At 36.6% G+C, this 25,598-nt stretch carries 13 protein-coding genes; 5 read left to right on the top strand and 8 right to left on the bottom strand.

Annotated elements, in window-relative coordinates; all coding sequences use genetic code 11:
• Positions 1–76 precede the first annotated feature (76 nt).
• The 8 genes from H3Z82_RS18075 to H3Z82_RS18040 form a co-directional block, all read right to left on the bottom strand.
• Positions 77–1,975, bottom strand: a complete 1,899-nt coding sequence (locus H3Z82_RS18075) for a T9SS type A sorting domain-containing protein (protein WP_182206904.1) — start codon at positions 1,973–1,975, stop codon at positions 77–79.
• Positions 1,976–2,063: 88 nt separating this feature from the next.
• Positions 2,064–3,809: a RagB/SusD family nutrient uptake outer membrane protein gene (locus H3Z82_RS18070; protein ID WP_182206903.1), complete on the bottom strand. Its 1,746-nt coding sequence runs from the start codon at positions 3,807–3,809 to the stop codon at positions 2,064–2,066.
• 18 nt (positions 3,810–3,827) lie between these two features.
• A complete protein-coding gene (locus H3Z82_RS18065) occupies positions 3,828–6,854 on the bottom strand; it encodes a SusC/RagA family TonB-linked outer membrane protein (protein WP_182206902.1) in 3,027 nt (1,008 codons plus the stop codon).
• 37 nt (positions 6,855–6,891) lie between these two features.
• Complete coding sequence (locus H3Z82_RS18060) at positions 6,892–8,625, bottom strand: RagB/SusD family nutrient uptake outer membrane protein (RefSeq protein WP_220459209.1); 1,734 nt, start codon at positions 8,623–8,625, stop codon at positions 6,892–6,894.
• A 5-nt stretch (positions 8,626–8,630) separates the two neighbouring features.
• Entirely contained in the window at positions 8,631–11,690 is a 3,060-nt protein-coding gene (locus H3Z82_RS18055) for a SusC/RagA family TonB-linked outer membrane protein (protein ID WP_182206901.1), read from the bottom strand.
• A gap of 65 nt (positions 11,691–11,755) precedes the next feature.
• Positions 11,756–14,134 (bottom strand): polysaccharide lyase family 8 super-sandwich domain-containing protein, encoded by a 2,379-nt coding sequence (locus H3Z82_RS18050; protein WP_182206900.1) that lies wholly within the window; start codon positions 14,132–14,134, stop codon positions 11,756–11,758.
• A 926-nt stretch (positions 14,135–15,060) separates the two neighbouring features.
• On the bottom strand, positions 15,061–19,080 hold the full coding sequence (locus H3Z82_RS18045; RefSeq protein ID WP_182206899.1) for a hybrid sensor histidine kinase/response regulator transcription factor: 4,020 nt from the start codon (positions 19,078–19,080) through the stop codon (positions 15,061–15,063).
• A gap of 554 nt (positions 19,081–19,634) precedes the next feature.
• Complete coding sequence (locus H3Z82_RS18040) at positions 19,635–20,669, bottom strand: LacI family DNA-binding transcriptional regulator (RefSeq protein WP_182206898.1); 1,035 nt, start codon at positions 20,667–20,669, stop codon at positions 19,635–19,637.
• 234 nt (positions 20,670–20,903) lie between these two features.
• On the opposite strand from H3Z82_RS18040, the gene kduI reads away from it, so the two are divergent.
• From kduI to H3Z82_RS18015, 5 genes are all read left to right on the top strand, one after another.
• A complete protein-coding gene (gene kduI, locus H3Z82_RS18035) occupies positions 20,904–21,746 on the top strand; it encodes a 5-dehydro-4-deoxy-D-glucuronate isomerase (protein ID WP_182206897.1) in 843 nt (280 codons plus the stop codon).
• 19 nt (positions 21,747–21,765) lie between these two features.
• Positions 21,766–22,557, top strand: coding sequence for a gluconate 5-dehydrogenase (locus H3Z82_RS18030; RefSeq protein ID WP_182206896.1), 792 nt, complete (start codon positions 21,766–21,768; stop codon positions 22,555–22,557).
• An 8-nt stretch (positions 22,558–22,565) separates the two neighbouring features.
• Positions 22,566–23,741: a DUF4861 family protein gene (locus H3Z82_RS18025; RefSeq protein WP_235982492.1), complete on the top strand. Its 1,176-nt coding sequence runs from the start codon at positions 22,566–22,568 to the stop codon at positions 23,739–23,741.
• 109 nt (positions 23,742–23,850) lie between these two features.
• Positions 23,851–24,873 (top strand): sugar kinase, encoded by a 1,023-nt coding sequence (locus tag H3Z82_RS18020; protein WP_182206895.1) that lies wholly within the window; start codon positions 23,851–23,853, stop codon positions 24,871–24,873.
• Between the two features lie 33 nt (positions 24,874–24,906).
• Complete coding sequence (locus H3Z82_RS18015) at positions 24,907–25,575, top strand: bifunctional 4-hydroxy-2-oxoglutarate aldolase/2-dehydro-3-deoxy-phosphogluconate aldolase (RefSeq protein WP_182202275.1); 669 nt, start codon at positions 24,907–24,909, stop codon at positions 25,573–25,575.
• Positions 25,576–25,598: the final 23 nt, after the last annotated feature.

Genomic DNA, 25,598 nt, shown 5'->3' with positions numbered 1-25,598 from the left:
ATAATTACCCTGCAAATAAAACAATTATTTGCAGGGTAATATCTTGTACTTCCTATGCTATCATAGATGAACGTTTTTATTGTTTTATAAAACGTTTTACAGAGGTCTTGTTATCATCAAACATGACTTTAAATACATACATACCACTTGTAAAGTTAGATACATCGATAACTTCAGTTGCGTTCGTTTTTAGAACTTGGCTTCCGTTGATATTAAATATCTCAATGTTCCTAATTGCTTTATTTGTTTTAATGTTTAACACACGCGTTGTTACCGTAGGATAAATTCTAAACTCTGATGGTTGTGCTACTAGAGTCTCTAAGCCCAAAACTGGTGGGTTAGAAGCGTCAAATTGATAAGCACCTACATCGGGGTAAATAAAATCGTTTGACGAATTAGGACGTGCTTTTCCAGCAAAGTCAGTAATAATAGGGTTGCCATTATTGTCAGTCGCATCCGTCCCCGCTTCAATTGCCGCAGAGCCATCCGTTATTTGCCATCTGCTCACGTCCAAATCACTAGCTCCAAATCCAACGGTTGCTGTTGGCGCTAAGAATTTAGGTCCCGTAGCATTCTCAGCATCTAAATTAATAACGCTTTCGATAGTAGCGTTATCCCAGCCATAGTACGTTGAATTAAAGCCTTGTATTGCCGAATACTGGATGGTTGATGCTTGTCCATTATTACTAAATTGAGTACGTCCTGTGTCTGGAATACCTTCTTTATTACCCCATAGCAACACATTCGTTAATGTTGCATTGATCGTTTGGTTTCCAGATCCTGCAAAATTAATTCCGCCACCACCATAATTAGCCGTGGAATTATTATTTACAATAGTTGAATAGGTCACATTTACAGTTCCTGAGCTATTAATAAACATCCCACCTCCTGTGTTAGCGGTATTATTAGCGATCACAGAATTGATAACATTTAATGTCCAACCTGTATTTTGTTGTGTAGCTGCCGTAGTTAAAATACCGGCACCAACTTGAGTAGTTTTATTATTGATAATCGAGGTGTTAGAAATGGTATAATCACCAAGGAATTGGCCACTCCAACGTGGATCTATAAGAATAGCACCACCACGTGCACGACTTTCATTATTGGTCACACTACAGCCTTCAATAAGGACTTTTCTTGCAGCTGTTTGAGGTACAATTGCAATAGCCGCTCCTGTAACATTATTTCCAGCTGCCGTACCTATAACTTTATTATTATCAATAGTGGAGTTTTTAATAACACCTTCAATAATAAATATTCCTGCTCCAAATACAGAACTTCCGTTTGACAAACCATTAATCGTGTTTCCAGAAATGATACAATCTTCAATCAATGCTGCTTTTGAGTTAGCACCTACAAAAATCCCAGCACCACCACCAAAATAACCTCCTCCATCTGAAAAAATGGTATTGTCCTTTATCGTAGAATTAGTTAAGTTAACGGTGCCAAAAACGTTCTCACTAGAGACTATAGCAACACCTGCACCTGAACCATCAGTTACTGCGCAATTCACAACAACAGCATTATTAAGATTACAGTTGCTTGATAAAAGTACACCAGTACCCACATTATTTCCATCAAAAGTAAAACCATCCCAGGTAGTAGCCGTATTTAAAACTGCACTACTGAGCAACCTAAAATCTGGAGTTCCATTTTCAACATGGCTAATGATAGTTAATTCTGGATTGGCATCCCGTTGGCTAAGCGCAGTTTCGCTGCCTGTGAAACCACCATATACGTTCACACCCTCTTTATAAGCTAATTGTTCTGCTTCGCTAACGATAATATAAGTGCCTTGTTGCACCCAAATTTCATCACCAGAAACTGCAGCATTTAAAGCAGCTTGAATTGTTGTATAGGCGTTAGCCCAGGAGGATCCATCAGAGTTATCCCCTGTGGCAGATACACGCAATGTTGCCGCGTGCAAGGTTACTGTCATTAACATGACGATAATAAAAGATAATTTTGTTTTCATAATACTCAGGTTTAAATTAATTAATCAGTTGCTTGTTCTATTTAATAATGTCTGTAATTTTAATACACATCCTAAAATGATAACAGACTTACCAACCAGGATTTTGTTCTAACATATTACTCCTGTTAAGTTCAGATTCAGATATGGGATATAAATACATTTTGTCAGAAAAAAAACGTTGTTGCACCACATTATTAGTGTCATAAGTAAAGTTCCCTGACACTGGATCTTTAGTGATTTTAACGCCACGAATCGTTAGCAATTTCTCTCGCTCAGAAGGCTGGTCAAACAATTTCCAACGACGTACATCGAAAAAACGGTGTTCTTCAAAGGCCATTTCAATACGTCGTTCATTTTGAATGAATTTTCGCATTTCATCTTTACTTAAACCTGGCGGTACGTAAACCGGTCGAAATCCCGCGCGGAAACGTAAGGTTCGCAATGCAAAGTACACATCGTCATCAGGACCAAAAGCTTCGTTTCTTGCTTCTGCCAGATTTAAGTATATTTCTGCAAATCGAATTAAAATCCACGTGCGCGTTACATCAACTGTGCGTCCTTCCCATGCCGCAAATGGCATCACGTATTTCTGTAAATAATAGCCTGTTTGCGTAGCATTGGGATAAGCTCCAGGGCCATCTGCACCACCATCAAAGGTTTCTAATACCCTGGCTTTGTCATTCACTTCAAATTCAGTCCCATTTGCCAAAACCGTCATGCTTAATCGTGGATCTCGGTCTTTAAATGGATTATTTGAATCATATCCTGATGTTGGATCAGAAATGGCTTTACCGTTACTCATAGGAAACGCCTCAACTAAGTTTTGAGTAGGATTAGTTAAGCCTTTTGCTCCATACGAAATAGGCGCGTTTTGTCTTTCAACCGTGGTGTTATTATTATATTTGGTTGAAAATATAAGTTCGTCATGGTATTGCGGTACAATCGAATTTGTAGTAAATAAAGTAGACATCGTTAAAGTAGAACTAAAACGTTGCAAGTTGTACACTTTAGTCCCACCATTTTCATTGACCGTATAATCGATAACTTCCGCTGCTGCCGTTGCAGCACGTTCCCATCGTGTTATATCGTTGGCCGGATTAAATAGTGGACTTGCCCAATACAATAAAGCTCTAGACTTAAGAGCTAATGCTGCTCCCGATGTGGCCCGTCCTATATCTTTACCTTCATTAAATCCAACTATAGCTGGAGCACTCCCATATTTCCTAGGCAACAATTGTGCAGCAGCTTCGCATTCTGCAAGGATAAACTCAAAACATTCATCGCTACTTGCACGTTTTAAGTTCACTGCCTCTTCAGGTGTTAAAACACTTTGAGTCAATGGAACCCCTCTGTAACGCTTAACCAATTCTAAATAAAAGTAAGCCCGAAGAAAACGTGCTTCTCCTTTCATTCTCTTGCGCGTATTCAAAATACTTTCATCCGTACCTAAGGCATTGGATTTTTTAGGGAGTGGCACGCTATCCACCTTTTCAAGGAATGTATTGACTTTGCGAATGCCTTCATAATTCTTATTCCATACATCATCAATCACATTAAATGGACTCCATCTGCCATCATTAAACCCATTAACCTTGCTGATAGGGTCTGGGCTCACTGCATCATCAGTTGCAGCTGCGAGCATTGCATTAGAAATACGATTGTATCCGTCTGGCAAGTTATTGTATGCATTATTTAAAAAACCAAATGCCAAGTTATTATTTGACCAAACAGCCTCTTCGCTTAAGGTGCCATCTAAATCTGGATCTAGTAGATCTTCACAGGAGGATAGAGATACTATGACCAATACAAATACTATTACTTTAATTAGTTTCATTACCTATTGTTTTATAGATTAAAGATTTACAGATAAACCTACCAAGTACGTTTTCAACATCGGATAATCTGAATAGCCCGCATTAACCGCTTCAAAATCACGACCCTCAATAGAGTTGTTAGTAGAGAATATATTATCAACATTCAAAAACAGCCTCAATTTTGATATGGACAAGTTACGTACAGTCTGAGTTGGTAGTGTGTAGCCCAATTCTATAGTTGAAAGCCGGAAAAGATTTCCATTTTCTTGCCAGAAAGTTGATGTTTGCTGATTATGCAAACTCTCTAAGCTAACTCTTGGATATGCAAATGTTGACGTATTTTCCCCACTTTTGAATCGGTTATCATAAGCATAGGTTGAAAATTGATTAGGTATAATATGTGAGATAAATTTTGAAGTCCCTTCAGCAGCAGCATACAAATCGAAGCCTTTAAATTCAAGGCCTAAATGCAGTCCATAAATCACTTCTGGCAGTGTATTGCCAATCGCTTTTTTATCGGCATCATTAATAATACCATCTCCATTTAAGTCTAAATATTTAATATCACCTGGAGCCAAAGATCCAAATGAAGAGCCCACAGCATCAGCATCAATTTCAGCCTGATTCGTGTAAATACCGTTAGCAACATATCCAAAATAAGAGTCTACTGAGTTTCCCTTACGATAGCGGTAATCTTCTTGCGCGCTATAAGGAACTTCTTTTAGATCGATGATCTTATTATTTGCAATGGTCGTATTCCCTCCTACGTTAACCAGTAATTCACCTATATTTTTTGTATAATTAAGCTGTAACTCTATACCTTTATTGGTGATGTTTCCCGCATTATATAAGGGAAGCCCTACACCAATTAGATCTGGTACAACATTAGCTTGTGGTACGAGTATGTCTTTACGGTTTTCATGAAAGTAATCTGCAGATAGCGTTAAGGCATTCGTGAACATACTCAAGTCAAAACCTACATTAGTCTTAAGAGATTTCTCCCAAGTTGCACCTTCGTTTCCTAAAGTTCCTGCATACGTTCCTGGAACTGAACCATTGGGGTTCCCAAAACCATAACCATTATTTTTAATATACGCTTGACGGTGTAAGTAACGCGTAGCGTCTAAATGATTCCCGACTAAACCATACGACCCTCTTAACTTAAGATAGTTAACGGTCCGGCTAGCATTAAGAAATGCTTCTTCTGAAATTACCCAAGAGGCTCCTACTGCTGGAAAAAAACCATAACGTTGACCATGAGCAAAGCTATTAGACCCTTGATAGGCACCACTTACTTGTAGAAAATAGCGGTTTTGAAACCCATACAAAAAACGTCCAGAGGTTCCTAACCATTTATAATCTGGATTATCACCACTGATGCGACTTGTATATTGGTTGGCAGTTAAACTTCCTCTTACTTGGTGATTTTCAAAAGTACGCTCATAGTCCAAACCGCCCATAATGGTAACATCTTTATAATAATCGCCCATTTGCCCCCCTGTGTTTGTGACTTTCGTATCATCTACTCCATACATTGTATAGGTGTCATCCTGATTCAATTGGTATACTGCAAACCCTGTATAACGACCTTGGTAATAGGAGTTATAATTCTCAAAGCTGTACACCATATTAGCACTTAATCCTTCTAATAAAGAACTTAGATCCTTTGTGAATTTCGTTTTCGCAGTTAATTGTCGTGTCGTTTCAACTCGGTTTCCAGACTGTAAAATACCGAGCATGTTATTTTGATATTCTGAAGACCCTCCTAAAGACCCATCTCGATTAACTAAAGGATAGGCATTGGCAGGTGTTGTCATAATTCTATTGAAAAGATTACTATTAGAATTATTCACATTAAAATCACTTCCTAGCCAAGGCGAACGTTTAGCGTCATTAATTGCTGCAATATTGAGGTTAAGCTTATAGCCTTTGCCGAGATCAATATCAATATTCGTTCTAAAGTTATAGCGTTCATCATTGGAGTTGTTTACGTCACCATAATTTAAAGGCGCGGTAAACAAGCCATCTTGTTTCATGTACCCAACTAATACATAATATTGGGCGACATCATTACCACCACCTGTTGAGAAATTTAAATTTTGATACATATATTGCGTATTATCATTTAAAAACAACTCAGGAAAATTGGTGTTTGGGTAGCGAAACGTGTCGCTATTATTCAAATAATTAGAGGTATCAAATACTGGACTTCCTCCATCATTAACACTAGCTTCATTATATAAAGTCGCATACTGGTAAGCATTCAGTTTATCAGCAATGAAATTAGCCTGTTGAAAACCTGTTCTTATTTCAACATTCATATAACTATTTAATTTATCACCGCGTTTCGTTTTAACAAGAATAACACCGTTAGCGCCTCGCATACCGTACATAGATAGTTCTGTTGCGTCCTTTAAAACGGTGACACTTTCAATCTCTTTAGGATCTAACAGATTGATGTTCGCATCAACACCATCAACTAATATGAGTGGACTTGCGTTACCTGTAGTGGCAATGCCCCTTATATAAAATTTGTAATTAGAGTTCCCCATTTTTTGTCCGCCACTTTTAACAGAATGCAGGCCAGATAGCGTACCGTTTAATGCTTGTTCAACGATACTCACAGCATTCTTTTCAATGACATCTGCATCAATATAAGATAAGGCTCCTGGTAGCGTTCGTTTTCTATAGTTTCCATAGGCCACGTCTACCCCACTATCTTCCTCAAATAATGGTTGCATTACAATAGTAAGAGCTTTTGTTTTTTCTGTTAAAAGCACTTTTTCAGTTTTATAGTCTTTATAGCTGCATACCAACACATCAGAAGGTGATACTTCTAACGTGAATAACCCATCAACATCAGTATTTACAACGTCTGGTTTATCTTGAATTTTAATATCAGCACCGCTTAATGGCATACCGTTACTATCTGTAACCACTCCGCGCAACTCATATCCAACTGTTTGTTCTTGTGATTTTTGTGAAAAAACAGAGGTCGAACAGAAAAAGAACACCAGCAATAACAAGCTTCTTTTTACCATTATTTTGATTTCGTTTTGACTCATCTTTATATATTTTTGTCTGCTTAGGATTATATAATAATTACCAACCAGGGTTTTGTTCTAACTCCGTACTCTTATAAATTTCACTATTAGGAATTGGGTAACGGTTCATGTGAGGTCTAAACACACGTGTTTCGTACACATAAGGTTCGTAGATAAATGTGTCATCAGGATTTTTAGTGATTTTCATGCCCTTTATGGGGTTTTCTTCTCCAAAAATCTCCACGCCTTTGTTCCAACTTAGGACGTCGTACCAGCGCTGTTCTTCAAAACTAAGTTCAATAGCACGTTCGTTATGAATCCGCTCACGCATGGTCTCTTTAGAAGATGACAATACCAATGGAATAGGCACCTGATTTACTCTTTGACGAACTTGTGATGTGGCATCTCTTGCTGTTAATCCTGCTCCCGAATGTGCACCATCGGGTCCATAGGCCTCATTTACCGCTTCGGCATAATTAAGAAGCACCTCGGCATATCGGAAATAAATATAATTTAAATACGTACTGGTGCCTTTATAACGCTGGTGTGCCTCTGGCCAAAATTTTGCTATAGAGTAACCTATTGGATTTATTAAGGTATTTCCATAATCAAGACCACCTGTATAAAATTGTGTGTTTCTACTGTACCAATAACGATCGTTATAAAGCACGGTCATTTTCAAACGCGGGTCCCTATTGACGTAGGGATCATTCGGGTTGTAGTTTGAACTTGCATTTGTGATTGGAAACCCATTAGAATCTTCATAAAGATCCACGAAATTTTGTGTTACCGCAGTGCCCATCCAACCATCATACCCTTGTGGCACAATAAACCGTACTAAAAAATTAGAGTTGTCGGAATGCCCTTGTTCAAAATTTATTTTTGGTCTTGGACGATTCATTATGATTTCATTTCCTAAATCTGATCTGAAAAACATATTCACATAATCAGGATCGAGACTGTATTGATTTAAATTAATAACATCCCAAGCTGCCGCTGCCGCCGCTTTCCATTTTTCCACATCTTGATTAGGGTTATTTAATGGTCGGGCAGCATATAATAAAGTTCTTGACTTTAAAGCCAATGCTGCACCTTTTGTGGCTCTTCCTGTATCACCTCCTAAGTTTTCTAAATCTAACAGTTGAGCTGCACGGTTGCAATCTTCAACTATAAAATTGATACTTTCTTCGTAGGTGTTTCTAGGTACATCCAATTCATCCTTACCTAACTCCAATGGCCTATCAAAAAGAGGCACGCCACCCCAACGTTTCACTAATTCGAAATATAAAAACCCACGAATAAAATAGGCTTCACCTAAGGAACGCTCGTAAACTTTTTGAGAAGGGAAATTTTCAACTAAATCGATGTTTTTTATAACATTATTTACTTGACGAATGCCTTTAAATAAGTCATTCCACATATCACTTAGCTCCCTATTAGCATTGGCTGCAGGATTTGATCCTATGCCAGGGATTACGTCTCCAGACCAAGCTCCATTATTAAATACAGAAGAACATACGTTAACTCCAAGTCCTTCTGCTTCGTCAGACAGTTCTGCAACCATACTGTTCCACATACGTCCTAAGTGACCTGGCATAAAATAATAACTATAGTCTAAGTATTGACGAAATTGCTGATAGTCAGTAAATACTTTGTCAAAATCCAAATCTTGCTCTGGTGCTTGATTTAGCTGTGACTCATCAAACACATCTGTACATGATACAGCACTTCCTAGGACCACTATTAAAACCATTATAAATGGTATTACTTTATATTGTTTATTGATTTTCATCTTCATTATAAATTAATATTAATACCTAAGTTATACACCTTTTGTTGCGGATAGGATTCTCCTTTTTGATCTACAGTTTCAGGGTCGAAGCCCTCTACTTTCGACCATGTTTTTAAGTTATTACCACTTAATACGATTCTCATATTTTTTATATTGAGCTTTTTACAAAACAGTTCAGGCAATTCAAAGCTTAGCTGTACATTACGCAGTCTTACATAATTACCAGATTTTAAATGAAATGAATTCACATTTTTGTTACTATGCTGTGGATTAAGGTGTAAGGATGGATAACTTGCATTTTGATTATCGACCGTCCAATAATCCTGATGCATTGTAGTCACTTGTCCACCACCTGCAGCACCTCCAAATTCAAAACCTGCATTAGAAGTAAACAGAACTGAAGCATTTGCCGCACCTTGCAACGTAGCGTTAAGCGTAAAGCCCTTCCAGGAAACTTCAGGTGTTATTGAGTAAATGATTTCTGGTACTTGCGAAAATCCTATAGGTTGTATATCTGCTTCGGTGATTTTATTATCACCATTAGTATCTTGATATCTTAAATCACCTGGAATAATTGGTCCTCCAAGAGTGCTGTGATCTGGTGAATTGTCAATTTCTTCCTGAGAGGTAAAATATCCAAGAACTTTATATCCTCTGTATTGTCCAATGCGATAGCCGGCATATTTTTGCATTACAGGGGTTCCACTAGGATCGTCATAATTGATAATTTCGTTTCGCGCAAAACTGTACCACCCGCGTAATGAATACCCAACTTCACCAATGGTATTCCTATGGCTGACATCTATTTCATACCCCCAGTTTTTAACTTCACCTATATTATATTGTGGTGATGGAATCCCTGTGGTATTGAGCAGTGAGCGTGCCGACATTAAAATATCTGTACGGTGTTCATTAAATACGTCTATTGTAATGTCTAGCAGTCTATTTCCAAAAAACTTGGCATCCAAACCAATATTTTGTTTAAGTGATTTTTCCCATGTTAACAGTCTGTTTTCAGTACGTGTTTCATAAATCCCACCTAAACTAGACGGGTTTGTAGTACCAAAACCAATATATTGTAATCGTGAGCCCGTAGCAGGCAGGTACTGATATAAACCTTGCCATAAGAAACGGCTGCCTCCAATCTTATCGTTACCGACCAAACCAGCAGAACCTCTTATTTTAAGAAATGTGACGACAGAGGACAATGGCATCATAAAATTTTCATTTGATATGACATATCCTAAGGAAGCCGCAGGGAAAAAACCGAATTGATTGCCTGGCGCAAAATTTTCTGAACCATTGTAACCCGCATTAATTTCAGCTAAATACTTTCCGTCAAAATCATATTCTAAACGGCCAGCATACCCCATTAAAACAAAAGGGTTGGACGTATTGCTTTTGTCGTTCTGTTGGTTATAAACCAAAGTGGTATTGATTTTTGACTTTCCAATTGTTTTGGTATATCGCATATTGGCCTGAATTCCTAATCTCGTGAAGGTGGTAGTTGGACTCTCTCCTGTGTAACTCAGCGGACTGTATTCAGTGATTTGATCATAGTCATCTCTGACAGAATTGTATTGAAAAGTTCCCGCTTGCTCTCTATAACTTTTAGTCGATCCTGTAGAACTATTGTAAGACAAATTCATGTCCAAGGTCAAACCATCCGTTATAAAGCTTAAATCATTTTTTAAACTCCCGACGATATCGTAGTTGTTGACATCTGTTCTATCATAGCCACTTTCTGCTATTTTAACTATAGGATTTCCCTGTCCAGCAATCGCTGCATAGCTGCCATCTGGGTTATAGATAGGAAACGCATAAGGTACTTGAGCAATTAACGACTGAAAGACGTTACTTATGTTTGGGAACCCATTCTTTGTATCCTTACGACCGCTAATATTAGCACTTAAGGTTTGAAATTTATTGACTTTAAAATCCAGATTTGAACGGAAATTAAAACGTTTAAAGTCGGTGTCCGAACTGTATCGGTTATGGGTGTTTGTATATTTAAACATCCCGTCCTGATTAAGATACCCTAAAGACACGAAGTATTTGACTTTTTCTGTACCTCCAGAGATATTGACATTATACTTTTGCTGAAAAGACAATGATTTAATAGCCTTGTCATACCATTTCAAATTTGGGTACCTGAATATATCTTCTCCTAAGCGGAACCCTTCTAAGGATTCATCAGAAATCAAGGGATCATTTTCAATATTTAATCCGTCGTTAATTGACGCTTGCTTTCTTAATAATAAATGGTCATAAGAACCTAGGAAATTCGGAATATTTATCGGTTGCTGTGCACCCAAATCTGCAGAGACACTTATTTTTTGTCGCCCTACCTCACCGCGCTTGGTAGTTATTAAAATAACACCATTCGCACCTTTAACACCATATACAGCTGTTGATGACGCATCTTTTAAAACCGAAATACTTTCCACTTCATTAGGGGCTATTTGTGAAAAAGTACGTCGCTCTACACCATCTACAATAATCAAAGGCGAACTGTCCACCCATGTTGATTGTCCTCTAATAAAAATATTTGCAGCATCCTCACCTGGTCGACCCGAACTTTGTATCGTTACCACCCCTGGCAACTTTCCAGTGATAGCGGTACTTAAATTTGATGTCGGCACATCGGTTAGCTCAGAACCTTTTATAGTGCTAATGGCACCTGTCACCGTTTCCTTCTTTTGAGAACCATACCCCACAATGACCACTTCATTTAACGATTGAATATCTTCTTCTAAAGCGATATTAAATGGTTGTTTACTGGACGCAGGTTTCTCTTGGGTAATAAACCCAACATAAGAGAATACTAATACCGCCTTAGGACTGGAAACCGAGATACTAAAATTACCATCAAAATCTGTAACGGTTCCCGTGGCGGTTCCTTTAACAACAATAGAAACACCAGGTAGAGGAACGCCAGATTGGTCGGATACAACTCCTGAAATGATTTTATCGCTTTGAGCATATAGAGACATGTGACTCACTACAAATAAAAGAAATAATGTGACTCTTAAGACATATGAAAATGATAGGATTCCTTTACCCATATTAGTTTATAGTTTAATAGTTAGTTTGTTATATAAAAAGTAATATGACATGGTGCAAACATCCATCAGTACTTTATGATTTTTTGAGTATTCGTTAGATTGTTAGCATCCGTTATATTTAAGAAATACAAACCACTAGGCAGATTCGATAAATCTAAAGTTGTCTCTTGTAAAAATTGGTCTGTTGCTATTATTTTACCATCTATACCAATCACTTTATAGCTTAATAAAGCCCCGGCATTATTAGACTTAAGATTCAAAACCCCTTTTGTAGGATTAGGATAAAGGAGTGTTTTTAATTTATTTTCCGAGAAATCGGTAGTACTTAATACATCTTGAAAATCGACCGTTACAGAACTTCCTTTGAATGGTGTACTTGTTGGTACTACCACAGCTTTGGTATAAGGCAAACCACTATCTGTGATTGTAACGTTTACTCCAGAATAACTTTGTGATGGATTTGATACAGTAACGAGCGTACCATTTTTAAATATTAATGCACAAGGCTTATCCACGGTAACTGATTTGTCTTCAAAACTGACCGTTCCCGCTTCATGAAAAATGACTTGCAAAATATCTAAACCGCGATGATACACCGCTTGTTGTGAAGGGGTGTTTTTTATAATACTTACAAGGCTATCATCATAATTTTGCGCTTTTTGTTGACTATCAATGCCAGGCACAACGATGTAGCTATAATTGGCATTATTAGGATTATTGCCGTGATCCATCCATAAGGAAAACACATATCCAGATTCAAGTGCTGGAGAACCATCTGCATTAATAGACTTCCAAGTGCCTTCTTGGGCTTTCATCGTATATTTCACATTACCTTGATTAGGAAAATAGTAACCAAACTTCCCGTTTCTGATATACTTTAAATTTGCGTTAGCATATACATTAGAACTGATAGATTGTGCGGTTTCTTCAGAAGACCCGACTTCGCTGTAATACGATAACTCTTTAAGCCACGCCTGATTTATAGTTGTGCGTACATTTCTATTACTATTATCTATAATTCCAGCACCTAAACAAACCACTTCATCGTCAAAAAAGAACCAACTTTTCTTAGCTTGCGTATTTGTCTTATTTAAAGTTAAGACCGATGCGCCATGTGTACCGTCAGAAACACCACCTACAAAAGAGGTACTTCCATAATTACTCCCCCAATCACTTCGGTTAGGAAACGACGTAGTATATGGAAATGTAGTGCCTGGGATCATTGCCCAATCCCAAACAGGCATAATATTATCATACTCATCACCATCAATTGCCATGAAATTTGCGCCATAAGAGAAATAATTAGCCTTTAGGTTTTCGCCGTTTCCTTTTTCGGCCTCCACAGTACGCGTTGATGTGTTACGAACAGTAAATAAATAATTACTGCGAGAGTGCTGTGTATAATCAGAAGCCCAAAAATGTTTATTAAACTCTTTAATATTGTAATTAGCTGGTTTATTGCCTTTCAATCTTGACAGAATATCTAAGTATTCAGTCGCATTTTCAGGGTCGATATAATCAGCTAATCGTTGAAGATAATTCATGTTGGCGTTTAAAGAATTTTTGCGACTCACGCTCCTACCCATCACACTAAAATCCCAAAAGCGTCCTCTGGTGGAATAGGCTTGTGTATCACGCACAAAACTTAAAACCTTACTAAAGTTTGCTGAATCCGTATCAAAAGCTGCTGGAGAGTCTGCCAAATAAGATGCCAATCGTATTAGCCCATCGCAAAACACCCAGCCATAGCTCGCGCTCATTATTTGTGGTCCATGATCTTGGTACATTAAGTCGCCAGTAATATTATCGGTCAAAATTGTTTCAAGGATATCCCTTGTGTTTTCTAAAAGCACACTGTCCTCCATCAGAAGTGCACGGTACACATAATGCAAGGCGATGTCTACCGCATTCGCACCAGAACCTCTTGAGGTAATGCCACTTAGATCTGTAGGAGAAAACATTGACAGTAGCTCTGGCTCATCTATACCTGCCGCACTGGTTTTTGGAATAAATCCATCAAATTCTCGCATAAAAATGAGGATTTCACCTAAGTATTGCGGAAAATAAACTTGATTGTACCACCAGTTGGAATCTGAAGTATTAGAAGTATACCAATACTGCAGCCCGTTTTTAACAGCATCCTTATAATAAGTATCATTATACTTTGTGTTGCCAATCTGTGTCGCGGCCGCAGAAATCTGCCATAAACGATAAATATGGTTATCGGTCGTTGTCAAATTGGTATTACTTCCATACTGCATATCAGACCAACTCCCATCAGCATTCTGTGAATTCACCCAGTCATTTAAAACACCAGTTCCAGATATACCTATTTTTTGCTCTGTTGCAACACGCGCTCTTAATGTCTCAAAATCATAAGCCTGAGCATGTACCTCTGTTATTGTTAAAACCAAAACGACAGATAGACATTTAATTAAATTCATATAGTAATTTTTATTCATCTTTAATAGCATCTTAAATAAATCCTTTTATTATTGTATCTAAATAACCCATCATACTAAGGTTATTAGAAACATTATCGCTAAAATCACAAGAATCCCAACTATTGCTATCATCGCAAACAGTGCTTCAGCTTTTTTATTTTTATTGTGCATACTTTGACGTTCAAAAGTGATATCACAAGTAAGAATTTTTGCTAAATAAAGAGCAACACTATTGTTTTTAATATGTGCACAGATGTGTAATTAACTGCATACATGTTCACTGAACAGTACAAATGTGTAATTACCAAGACTATGCTATTGAAATCATTATATTCATGAGGAAAATATTAACAAAAACAAATCTTTATATTGTATTTTCATTATGATTCAATCTGATTTGTTTACTTTTTAATTGGAAAACTTGAATCGATATAAAATTTACTTCTGTTGCCTATTCCTATTGCACTTAATGTTTAACTACGCGAAGTTTTTTACTTGTATATAATTAAGCCAAATAATTTCATCTTCTTAGAATGACTCGTTCTAACAATTTTGATTGGTCGTAGGTAGGAACTCCCCAAACTCGATATTGGAGAGTTAAAGAGAAGCTTGTCTCGATAATTTTTCAGAAATCTCAGATTTATTTCAACTGAACACTTTAGCAGGTCTTATTAAAGGAATAGGTGTCGCTAACTACATTAATTCTAATTTTTTTATACGAAATTAAATAGGCTGACAAGCAATAGCAGCCTACAAGCGAATGGAATAAAAACTCAGAGTATTGTGAGACCCAATTTTTGTATTTCCCTTTTTTGAGATTTACCTGTTAGATCACACACAAGGAGTTCCTATTTGTTCAGATCTGGAGAGATTAAAATTAATCTTTATCCTGCGTTGTCCCAAAGCAACCTACAGAAAAAATAACATTATTCTTTTCTATAATCTGTTGGAAGTTTATCAAATAGCTTTTTAAAACTTCTCGAAAAATATTCAGGTGAAGAGAATCCCGTATTATAAGCAATTTCAGCAATAGTTTGATCTGTTTCCTTAAGGAATACAGCGGCTTTTCTAAGACGTATGGACCTAACAAACTCTGTAGTGGACATATTTGTCAATGCCTTTAGTTTAATATGGAGGCTACTTCTACTCATTGCCATTTCACTAATAAAATCATCCACACTAAAGGTGTTATCTTGAAAGTGTTCTTCAATCGTTTTTATAGCCTTGTTGAGAAATTTATCATCAGCCGAGGAGTTTGAGATTTCATTTGGCTGGATAATGATATCATTTCCAAAACGTAATTTTAGTTTTTTACGCGTTTCCAACAAATTAGACACCTTAATTTCTATGAGTTCCATATTAAATGGTTTTTCTATATAGGCATCTGCTCCATTCTTAAGACCTTCAATTTTGTGTTCGAACGAACTCCTTGCAGTAAGTAGAATTACAGGAATATGACTTATCCTTATGTCATTCTTTATCTCAAAACACATCTCTACCCCATTTTTATTTGGCATCATCACATCACTAATTATTAAGTCTGGAGAAACTTTAAGACACATAGCTATACCTTGAACACCGTCATTGGCCTCATAAATTGTATATTTTTTTTCTAAACTTTCCTTTAGGTAGTTTCTAAGTTCCTCATTATCCTCAACCAACAAAATTTTAATAGGTCTCTTTTCTTGCTTGAGATTTATATTGGCTTTTTGTTTGTTTGAAATTAAAATATTAGAATTATACGCTTCCTTTATAAATGGATAAGCGTCTTGGAACTCATTAATATCTGAAGTATTAAAATGCTCATGTCCTAAACGCAAACTTATCGTAAAGCAACTTCCTTTACCTAAAGTGCTTTCTGCTCTAATGGTTCCATGATGCAATTCAACTATCTTTTTTGTGAGTGATAAACCAATTCCAGTACCATTCAAGTCTCGTTCAACCTGGTAAAATTCCTCAAAAATATTTGATATACCTGCTACTGAAATACCTTTACCATCATCTATTACACGAACCTCTACGAGTTGATTATTTAAAGAAATTTCTACAATTATGTTCCCATTCTCTTTAGTGAACTTAAATGCATTAAATAATAAGTTGTGTAAGATAATCTCGTATTTCTCCAGATCTAAGAAAACAGGAATCTTTGGTTGAACACTAACAACATTATAACTTATTGAAGACTCATCCGCTTTGTTTTCAAATGATCTTGCTATTTCATTTGTTACTTCAACAATGTTATATTCTGCTACTTTTAAAATCATTTTTCCTTTTCCAACTTTTCTGAAATCCATAAGCTGATTAATTAAACGCAACAATCTATTGGCATTTGAATGCATTAACTTAAATTGCTTTAACAAATTAGCATCACTTATATTAGAATTCAAGAGTTTCTCTAATGGACTAATGATCAATGTCAAAGGCGTCCTGAATTCGTGAGAAATATTTGTAAAAAACTCAAGTTTTGCTTGATGTAGTTCTCTATTATTTTGTTTTTCAATTTGTTCTAATTTCAAATTATTTTTTAAGTTTAAATACATGTATAAAAAATAATAAAACGCAGCTAAAAGAAGGACAATTATCACCACATATCCTAAAAACGCATACCGTGTTTTCCACCAGGGATGTAGTACCGTAATTTGTATAGATGCATCGTTACCATTCCATAAACCATCAGAATTTGATGCCTTTACTTTAAAAACATAATTCCCTGCTGGTAAATTGGTATATGTTGCCGTGCGTTTATTTTCTATATAATTCCAGTCCTTATCAAAGCCTTCTAACTTGTAAGCATATTGATTTTTTTTAGGAGAGGAATAATTTAATGCCACAAAGCCAAAAGTTATTACAGATTGTTGATGCGTCAATGTTAAATCATTAGTTTGAGAAATATGTTTTGTTAATGGCGAATTTTCAGCACCAATAGTGACAGGCTTATTAAAAAGATTAAAACTTGTAATGACAACTTTTGGAGCCTCTAAGTTTTTGGTTATCTTATCGGGGTTGAAAATATTAAAACCATTACGTCCGCCAAATAATAATTCCCCATCCCTTGTTTTTAAAGACGCATAGCGCTCAAACTCATTACCTTGCAATCCGTCATGCACGTCATAATTAAAAAAAACTTGTGTTTTCGTATCATATTTTGAAAGACCATTAATTGTACTTGCCCAAATATTATCAGCATCATCCACTTGCAAACTTAAAACCTGATTATTTGCTAAACCGTCTGCAACTTTATAATTTATAAACTCAGTAGTATTTACTTTCTTTAAAAACAAACCAATACTTGTACCAATCCATAAGTTTCCTTGGCTATCCTTTTGTAAGGCGTTAATTTGGTTCGCATTAATTTTAGCTTTTTCTAATTCTTTTGTTTTGGTATTAAATAAGTATAATCCAGTTTCAATGGTTCCTAACCAAATACGGCTTTCATCTTCATCAGTAATACATCTTACTCTTACGACACCATCAATTTTTTCAAGGGTGCCTTCTTCAGGAAAAAACTCATAAAACATACCACCATAATCCACCCATATTCTATCATTCTGATCCTTATGGATCGCATAGACCATATTGTAGATTGAATTGTACTCATTAAACATATAATGCGAGAACGTTCCTGTTTCTGAATTAAAAATTTCCAAACCATTCTTTAAAGTCCCAATCATTAAATGATTAGCGTCCAACTCCTCAATACAAAACACATAATCATCTGCCAGACTTAGAGGGTTGTCAGCATCTGGTTTATAATGAACAAAAGTACCGTCAGCACGATTAAATTTACTCAATCCACCGCCTTCTTTTGTCCCAACCCAAATATTTTCTTTTGAATCTTGAAATAATGCCCTAATATTATTATTAAAAAGTCCGTTTTCTTTGAAATTAACTTGGTAGTGTTCAAAGCTCTTTCGATGTCTATCTATAAAATCAACGCCACTGTTATAGGTTCCTATCCAAACATTATCATGACTATCTTTCATTAATGTCGTTAAAGCCTTGCTACTAATACTGCTAACCTCATGAATATCTGGCTGGTAATGATCAACAGTGTTACTTTTTTTATCAAATCGAACCAATCCCCCTTCAATATTCGCAATTAAAAACACCTGAGGTTCGTCTTCTATAATATCGACAACCCGATTGTTAATTAAGAACCCACCCGATTCCTCATAGATAATAGGAGTCCCTTTTACATCCCCATTTTTAACAAAGTAAAGACCTTTGGAATAGGTACAGATCCATAGGTTGGATTCACTATCTATAAATAACTTACTGATAATCCCTAAATTATCATATTTATAGACCGTTTCATAAGTTCCATTTTCCAAATTCAATTGATAAACGCCGTTTTTTGTACCTAACAAAATGGTATTTTGACTCACCTCTTGAATGGACGTTATTTCCCATTCTCTCCCATTATCATCTTCCGGAAGTGGGTATTTTTTGAAGTTGGTAAAGGATTCATTTATAATGTACAAAAAATCACTTCCTACAAATAGTTTATTATTTGAACCAAATTGCATGGAATTAATTGAGCTTTCACCAAAATTTTCCCCTAACTTATTTTTAAGTTTTTTAGGTTTAAAGCGCCAAATATTCTTATCAAATATCTCTAATCCTTTTGGAGTACCTATCAGAAGTTTTTTTGTTTTAGGATTAATCGCCATGCATGCGACTTGCTTATCAAAAACCTCCATGGTAGTACCATCGTATCGGTTGAGTCCATCTCCGGTACCAAACCAGATAAAACCTTCTCCATCTTCCTGTATAACATTTATTCTGTTTGATGAAAGACCATTTGTGTGAGTTAAATGATCGAAAATTAATTGCTCATTTTGTGCTAAAGCACCAAATGAGCTACATATAAAAAATAGGTAAAAGAATATTCGGTTTTTGAAGGTTAGAACAACATTGGAAAAATCATTGATAATATTAGGTCTCATAAAATTTATATAATGCGTGGTATAAATGTGTAATAGGGTAAGTTAAGTCTACATTTTATTATTTTAAACAGCCTTTTATAAGTAATTTATAATACAAATCAATAGCCACTATTCTTATTTAGGTTATTATTGAGATACGTTATCCAAAAAATAATATTGTTTAATTTATTTTAATCTTTTTAAGGCAAAACCATTTCATTAAATAAGAAATAATCTTCAGAGTCAAAGGTATCAATTGAAATAACTAATAAGTTCAAACATTACGCCACCAAATCCCGTTTATAAACGAAAAACAAAAATCACCAATACAGAATTAAGATAAATTTTCATAATTTTATTTTCATGTCAATTTTAAAAAGCCTTCATCACATGTATGTTGAATTTGAATATATTTAATGCTACAGAACGAACATTTGATATTCCGTCAAGCCTGTCTTAAATTTCGTTTCAAAGAAATAGTTCCTATTTTATATATTCCCTGCCATAAAGAAAACAAAAATATTATTAATGCATATCAACAGAGTATGTTGTAAAACAGAATTTGACTAAATTATTCATTTGTTACCTTGATTTTTCTGGGAAGAATCTCGCTCTACAAGATTGGCCTGAATAATTATTTTTTCATCGATAACAGAACCATTATTACCAGATATTTGTGAAATTAAAAGTTCCGCAGCCCGTTTTCCAATATTAAACCCAGGCTGATTGATAGTTGTCAACGACGGCTCAATCACAGCTGATATAGCTTCGTTACTAAAACCTACAATAGCAATATCCTCAGGTATTTTAAAATCATTTCTTTTGAGCTGTTGCAATGCACTAATGGCGGCAACATCATTGGCTGAAAAGATTCCATCTACTTTATAAGGTAAGCCAATAATTTTATCGGCATTCTCAATCCCATCTTGCTCCATTAAACGAGAGTTAAAAATCAGTTCATCATTAAATTTAATATGATGTTTCAGTAGTGCTGCTTTATAGCCTGCAAAACGGTTTTTATAGATTTCCAGATCCATGGGCCCAGAAAAATGCGCAATTTTTTTACATCCTTTTATTATAAGATGCTCAGTAGCATCAAATCCAGCTTGAAAATCATCTATGAGCACACTGCTGGTTTCCGGAACATTAAGATGCCTATCAAAGAAAACAAATGGGATCTTTCGCTTTCTTAGGCCTTCAAAATGTTCATAGTTTTTTGTCTCCATGGATATGGATACCAAAACACCCTCTACCCTATTCGCCAATAAAGTATTAACGGTATTCTGTTCTCGTTCTAATTGTTCCAAGGACTGACAAATGATAACATTATACCCAAGGTTATAAGCCGTTTCTTCAATTCCAGCAATTGCAGACGAAAAGAAATGTCTTGAAATACGAGGCACAATAACACCCAAGGTGTTGGTTTTATTTTTGCGCAAATTTGAGGCCAAATCGTTCCGTTGATATCCCAATTCCTGAGCCTTGGCAATAATTCTATTTTTAGTTTTTTCAGTTACCCTTGGACTGTTATTAAGTGCTCGTGAAACGGTAGAACTATCGACATTTAAAATGCGAGCAATATCATGTATGGTAATTTTATCAGAGCTCATGTTTAGAAGGGAAAAAAAGTTAAGTCAATATATTACGTTCTAAAAAATCCTAAATTAATCAAAATTATATTTATGTGATTCATTTTGGAGCCAGAAGCTTTTTTAAGCATAACTAAAAAAAATTTCAAAGGAAAGATATACATAAAATACAATCGATTGTATTTTTATTTTGTTACATTTACAGTTTAATTAATCAAACCAATTAAATTTTCATTAATAAATAACACTGTAATTATGCAAACGACCTTTGAAGTGAGATATGCAGCGTCTCCAAATGATGTTAAATCCTATGACACCCAAAAACTTCGTAATGAATTTTTGATCGATTCATTAATGAAGCCGAACGCAATACACTTTGTGTATACACATTATGATCGGTACATGGCCGGTAGTGCAGTACCAACAAACTCACCTTTAAAATTAGAAACTGTAGATGTTTTAAAATCAGAGTTCTTTTTAGAGCGTCGAGAGCTGGGGATTATCAATGTAGGCGAGCAAGGCACGGTATCAGTTGATGGAACCGACTATGTTTTGGACCATAAAGAAGCTTTATATGTGGGACAAGGCAACAAGGACATCACATTTTCAAGCACATCTGCTGATAAACCTGCTAAGTTCTACTTAAACTCAGCCCCTGCCCATAAGGCTTTTCCAACCAAAAAGATTGGCACCGACGATGTTGAAGTGATTGAATTGGGTGCACCTGAAACGGCTAATGCAAGAACCTTAAGAAAATATATAGTCAATACTGTGGTTGACGTATGTCAGTTGCAAATGGGAATGACGACATTAAAACCGGGAAGTTCTTGGAACACCATGCCGGCGCATACCCACGATAGACGTATGGAGGTGTATTTCTATTTCGAGGTACCGGAAGACCAGGCAGTTTGTCACTTTATGGGACAGCCACAAGAAACAAGGCACATTTGGATGGCCAATGATCAAGCGGTAATCTCTCCACCTTGGTCTATTCATTCTGGTTCAGGTACGAGCAGCTACACCTTTATCTGGGGGATGGCAGGAGAAAACTTAGACTATGGCGATATGGACCATTGCAAAATAAACGAATTAAGATAAACTTCAAAAAAAATATATTATGTCAACCAAATTATTTGATTTAACAGGAAAAATAGCATTAGTAACTGGAGCTGTGCAAGGTCTTGGAATGGCCATGGCCAAAGGATTGGGAAATGCAGGTGCTACCATCGTAGTAAACAATCATTCGGAAGACTCTTTGGGACCAGCTGTTAAGGAATATAAAGATGCAGGCTTGAACGCTCATGGCTACGTTTTTGACGTGACGGATACCGATGCGGTTGAAGCGGGCATTAAAAAGATTGAAGCCGAGGTTGGACCTATTGATATTTTAGTCAATAATGCCGGAATCATTAAGAGAACTCCAATTATAGAAATGGAAACCGTCGATTTTGAAGAGGTCGTAAAAGTGGATCTTGTGGGACCATTTATCGTTTCAAAATTCGTTGCTAAAAGCATGATCAAGAGAGGTGGTGGGAAAATCATCAACATCTGTTCTATGATGAGTGAGTTGGGCAGAGACTCTGTAAGTGCTTATGCGGCTGCAAAAGGTGGGCTTAAAATGCTAACTAAAAGTATGGCTACAGAGTGGGCACGCTATAATATCCAAACCAACGGCATCGGTCCAGGATATTTTGCTACAAGTCAAACCGCACCCATTCGTGTGGATGGCCATCCTTTTAATGAATTCATAATTGGCAGAACTCCTGCAGGACGTTGGGGAAATCCGGATGACTTACAAGGAACGGCGATATTCTTAGCCTCACAGGCCAGTGATTTCGTCAATGGCCATGTTGTTTATGTTGATGGCGGAATTTTAGCAACCATAGGAAAACCATCAAACGAAAAATAAGCCAGAAGATGATGCAACCTTATAAATATGTACTGCTTTTTGCGTTCTTCGGATTGCTGGCATCCTGTTCTGGACAAGAAAAAGCTAAAACAATCACTGTAAAAAACAGCTCAGACAATGACCGCACTTTCGAGACGGTTGAATTAACCAAAGAACTTTTGAAGGTCGATGAACTTTCCAATGTCGGTATTAAAAATAGAGACACGCAAACATTGTTGGTAACACAAACCATCGATAGCGATGGAGACGGAACTTTAGATCTTATCATTTTCCAACCAGAAATCAAAGCCAACAGTGAACAGGTTTTTGAAATTGTAAGCATTACTGGTGCCGAACGTCCTGAAGCACCTGAACTGTGCTATTCACGCTTTGTACCAGAACGCACCGATGATTATGCGTGGGAAAATGACAGAGTAGCATTTAGAGTCTATGGTCCCGTTGCCCAACAGATGATTGAAGAAAACATTCCTGGAGGCACTTTGTCTAGCGGTGTCGATGCATGGTTGAAACGTGTTGAGTATCCTATCATTAACAAATGGTATAAAAAAGCTTCAGATGGCACAGGAGATTATCACGAAGATACCGGAGAAGGACTTGACAATTTTCATGTTGGACCGAGCCGAGGCGTTGGGGGCATCGCAGTAAAAGTAGATACCGTCTACTACATTTCCAAAAACTTCACCAAATGGCGTACCATCACCACCGGACCGCTCAGAACTAGTTTTTATTTGGAATATGCCAATTGGGATGCTGCAGGCAACGAGATTACCGAATCAAAAGTGATCAGCTTGGATTTAGGCCAAAATTTCTCCAAATATGAGATGAATATTAAGGGCACTGATGAGATTTCAGCCGGATTGACCTTACACGATAAAAAAGGCGTTGTTTCTGGAGACAAGGGCAAAGGATGGCTAAGTTACTGGGAACCAATTGATGACTCTGAAATAGGTATCGCCATTGTGGCATCAAAAAAATACTTTAATGATTTTGAAACCTATGATGTAGAAGTCAAAGATTTAAGCAACGCTTATGCACATCTTAATGTCATAGACAACAAAGTGGTGTATTATGCTGGATTTACTTGGAAAAAATCAAAACAATTTCCAACAAAAGAAATATGGGAATCACATTTAGACCGATTTTCCGAACAGATAAATAACCCTTTGACAGTCACTTTAGATTAGTATTTTTAATGTCCAACAACCTTTAAACCAAGCACCCAAAAAAGTTATGACTAAAATCGAGAAAGAAGTAGGATCTTATAAGAACTTTTAATTAAACAATATTCACTCAATGCAAAAAGTTGTCACTTTTGGAGAAATAATGCTACGATTGTCCACAGAACATTATTTAAGGTTTTCACAATCCCATTCTTTCAAGGCCAATTACGGAGGTGGTGAGTTTAATGTGGCCGTCTCTCTTGCCAATTATGGTGTTACTTCTGAATTCGTAACCAGACTGCCGGATAACGATTTAGGCAAATCCGCATTGATGGAAATACGTCGACAAAATGTGTCTGCAGAAAACATTATTTATGGCGGTGAACGTTTGGGAATTTATTTTCTAGAAACCGGTGCGGGATTACGTGGCAGTAAAGTGGTCTATGATCGTAATCATTCGGGCATTTCTGACGTTGAAATTGGTGTGATTGATTGGAAAAAGGTCTTTCAAGATGCAAGTGTATTCCATTGGAGCGGACTTACACCAGCTATATCCCAAAATGCAGCTGATGTGTGTTTGGAAGCGGTGAAAGTTGCCAAAGGTATGGGAGTCCTAATTACCACTGACCTAAACTACAGGGCAAAACTTTGGAAATACGGTAAAGCACCTAAAGACATTATGCCAGAACTTTTAAAATACAGCAATGTCATATTGGGAGACCTTGATACCGCTTTCATGATGATCGGAAAAGATAAGGTTAACCCAAACTATAAGGATGCTGACAGTTTACCACAGTTTTATGATCTTTTTTTTGATCAGTATCCTGATTTGAAATATATGGCGACGACCTTGCGATACTCCCGAAGTGCATCCCATCAACAAATAGGTGGTATTTTTTATGATAAAGAAAAATTGTATACCGCAACCGTTAGAGAAATCACACCTGTAGTTGATCGTGTTGGGAGTGGTGATGCCTTTATGGGAGGGATTATTTATGGTCTGGTGCTGGATACGTTTGATCCTCAGTATACGATTAATTTCGCAGTCGCAGCTTGTTGTTTGAAACATACCATTTCGGGTGATTATAACTTGGCCACAAAAGAGGAGGTAGAAGCTCTGGTTAAAGGAGGTCCCTCAGGGATCGTTTCACGATAATTTATAAAAATACGAAAAGAATAATAATAGCTTATGGCACAATTTTCAAGAATAGAAGTCGCAGGTATCATGAAAAAAACAGGATTGGTGCCCTTGTTTTTCAGTCAAGATTTAGAATTGAGCAAGAGTATTCTTAAAGCATGCTATGATGGTGGTGCGCGGTTGTTGGAGTTTACGGCCCGTGGTGATTTTGCTCATGAAGTTTTTGGGGAACTGAACAAGTATGCCATCAAAGAACTACCTGGAATGGTAATGGGTGTTGGATCGGTAACCGATGCGGCGTCAGCTTCCATGTACATGGCATTAGGGGCTAATTTTATTGTTACACCTGTATTTCGTAAGGATATTGCCATCGTTTGTAATAGACGTAAAGTATTGTGGTCTCCAGGATGTGGGTCGTTAACAGAAATTGCAGAAGCGGAAGAAATGGGCTGTGAAATTGTTAAACTTTTCCCTGGCGATAGTTTTGGCGCAAAATTCATAAAGAACATCAAAGGCCCACAGCCATGGACCAATATTATGCCTACAGGAGGTGTGTCCCCTGACCAGGAGAATTTAAAGGAATGGTTTGATGCGGGAGCGACATGCGTAGGCATGGGATCCCAATTAATAACGAAAGACATAGTAAATCAAAAGGATTTTAAGAAGCTGGAAGAGCAGGTCCGATGGACCATTGAGACGATCAAAACCTTGAGGGAATAAATTACAGTTTTGAATATGAAGAA

The sequence above is a fragment of the Gelidibacter maritimus genome (assembly GCF_014062315.1).
Classification (GTDB): Bacteria; Bacteroidota; Bacteroidia; order Flavobacteriales; family Flavobacteriaceae; genus Gelidibacter; species Gelidibacter maritimus.
This window is presented reverse-complemented; position numbering and strand designations above follow the sequence as displayed.

Bases quoted from the DNA above. Each gene is read 5' to 3' on its own strand.
- H3Z82_RS18075 (WP_182206904.1), bottom strand. From the start codon at position 1,975: ATGAAAACAAAATTATCTTTTATTATCGTCATGTTAATGACAGTAACC.
- H3Z82_RS18070 (WP_182206903.1), bottom strand. From the start codon at position 3,809: ATGAAACTAATTAAAGTAATAGTATTTGTATTGGTCATAGTATCTCTA.
- H3Z82_RS18065 (WP_182206902.1), bottom strand. From the start codon at position 6,854: ATGAGTCAAAACGAAATCAAAATAATGGTAAAAAGAAGCTTGTTATTG.
- H3Z82_RS18060 (WP_220459209.1), bottom strand. From the start codon at position 8,625: ATGAAAATCAATAAACAATATAAAGTAATACCATTTATAATGGTTTTA.
- H3Z82_RS18055 (WP_182206901.1), bottom strand. From the start codon at position 11,690: ATGGGTAAAGGAATCCTATCATTTTCATATGTCTTAAGAGTCACATTA.
- H3Z82_RS18050 (WP_182206900.1), bottom strand. From the start codon at position 14,134: ATGAATTTAATTAAATGTCTATCTGTCGTTTTGGTTTTAACAATAACA.
- H3Z82_RS18045 (WP_182206899.1), bottom strand. From the start codon at position 19,080: ATGAGACCTAATATTATCAATGATTTTTCCAATGTTGTTCTAACCTTC.
- H3Z82_RS18040 (WP_182206898.1), bottom strand. From the start codon at position 20,669: ATGAGCTCTGATAAAATTACCATACATGATATTGCTCGCATTTTAAAT.
- kduI (WP_182206897.1), top strand. From the start codon at position 20,904: ATGCAAACGACCTTTGAAGTGAGATATGCAGCGTCTCCAAATGATGTT.
- H3Z82_RS18030 (WP_182206896.1), top strand. From the start codon at position 21,766: ATGTCAACCAAATTATTTGATTTAACAGGAAAAATAGCATTAGTAACT.
- H3Z82_RS18025 (WP_235982492.1), top strand. From the start codon at position 22,566: ATGATGCAACCTTATAAATATGTACTGCTTTTTGCGTTCTTCGGATTG.
- H3Z82_RS18020 (WP_182206895.1), top strand. From the start codon at position 23,851: ATGCAAAAAGTTGTCACTTTTGGAGAAATAATGCTACGATTGTCCACA.
- H3Z82_RS18015 (WP_182202275.1), top strand. From the start codon at position 24,907: ATGGCACAATTTTCAAGAATAGAAGTCGCAGGTATCATGAAAAAAACA.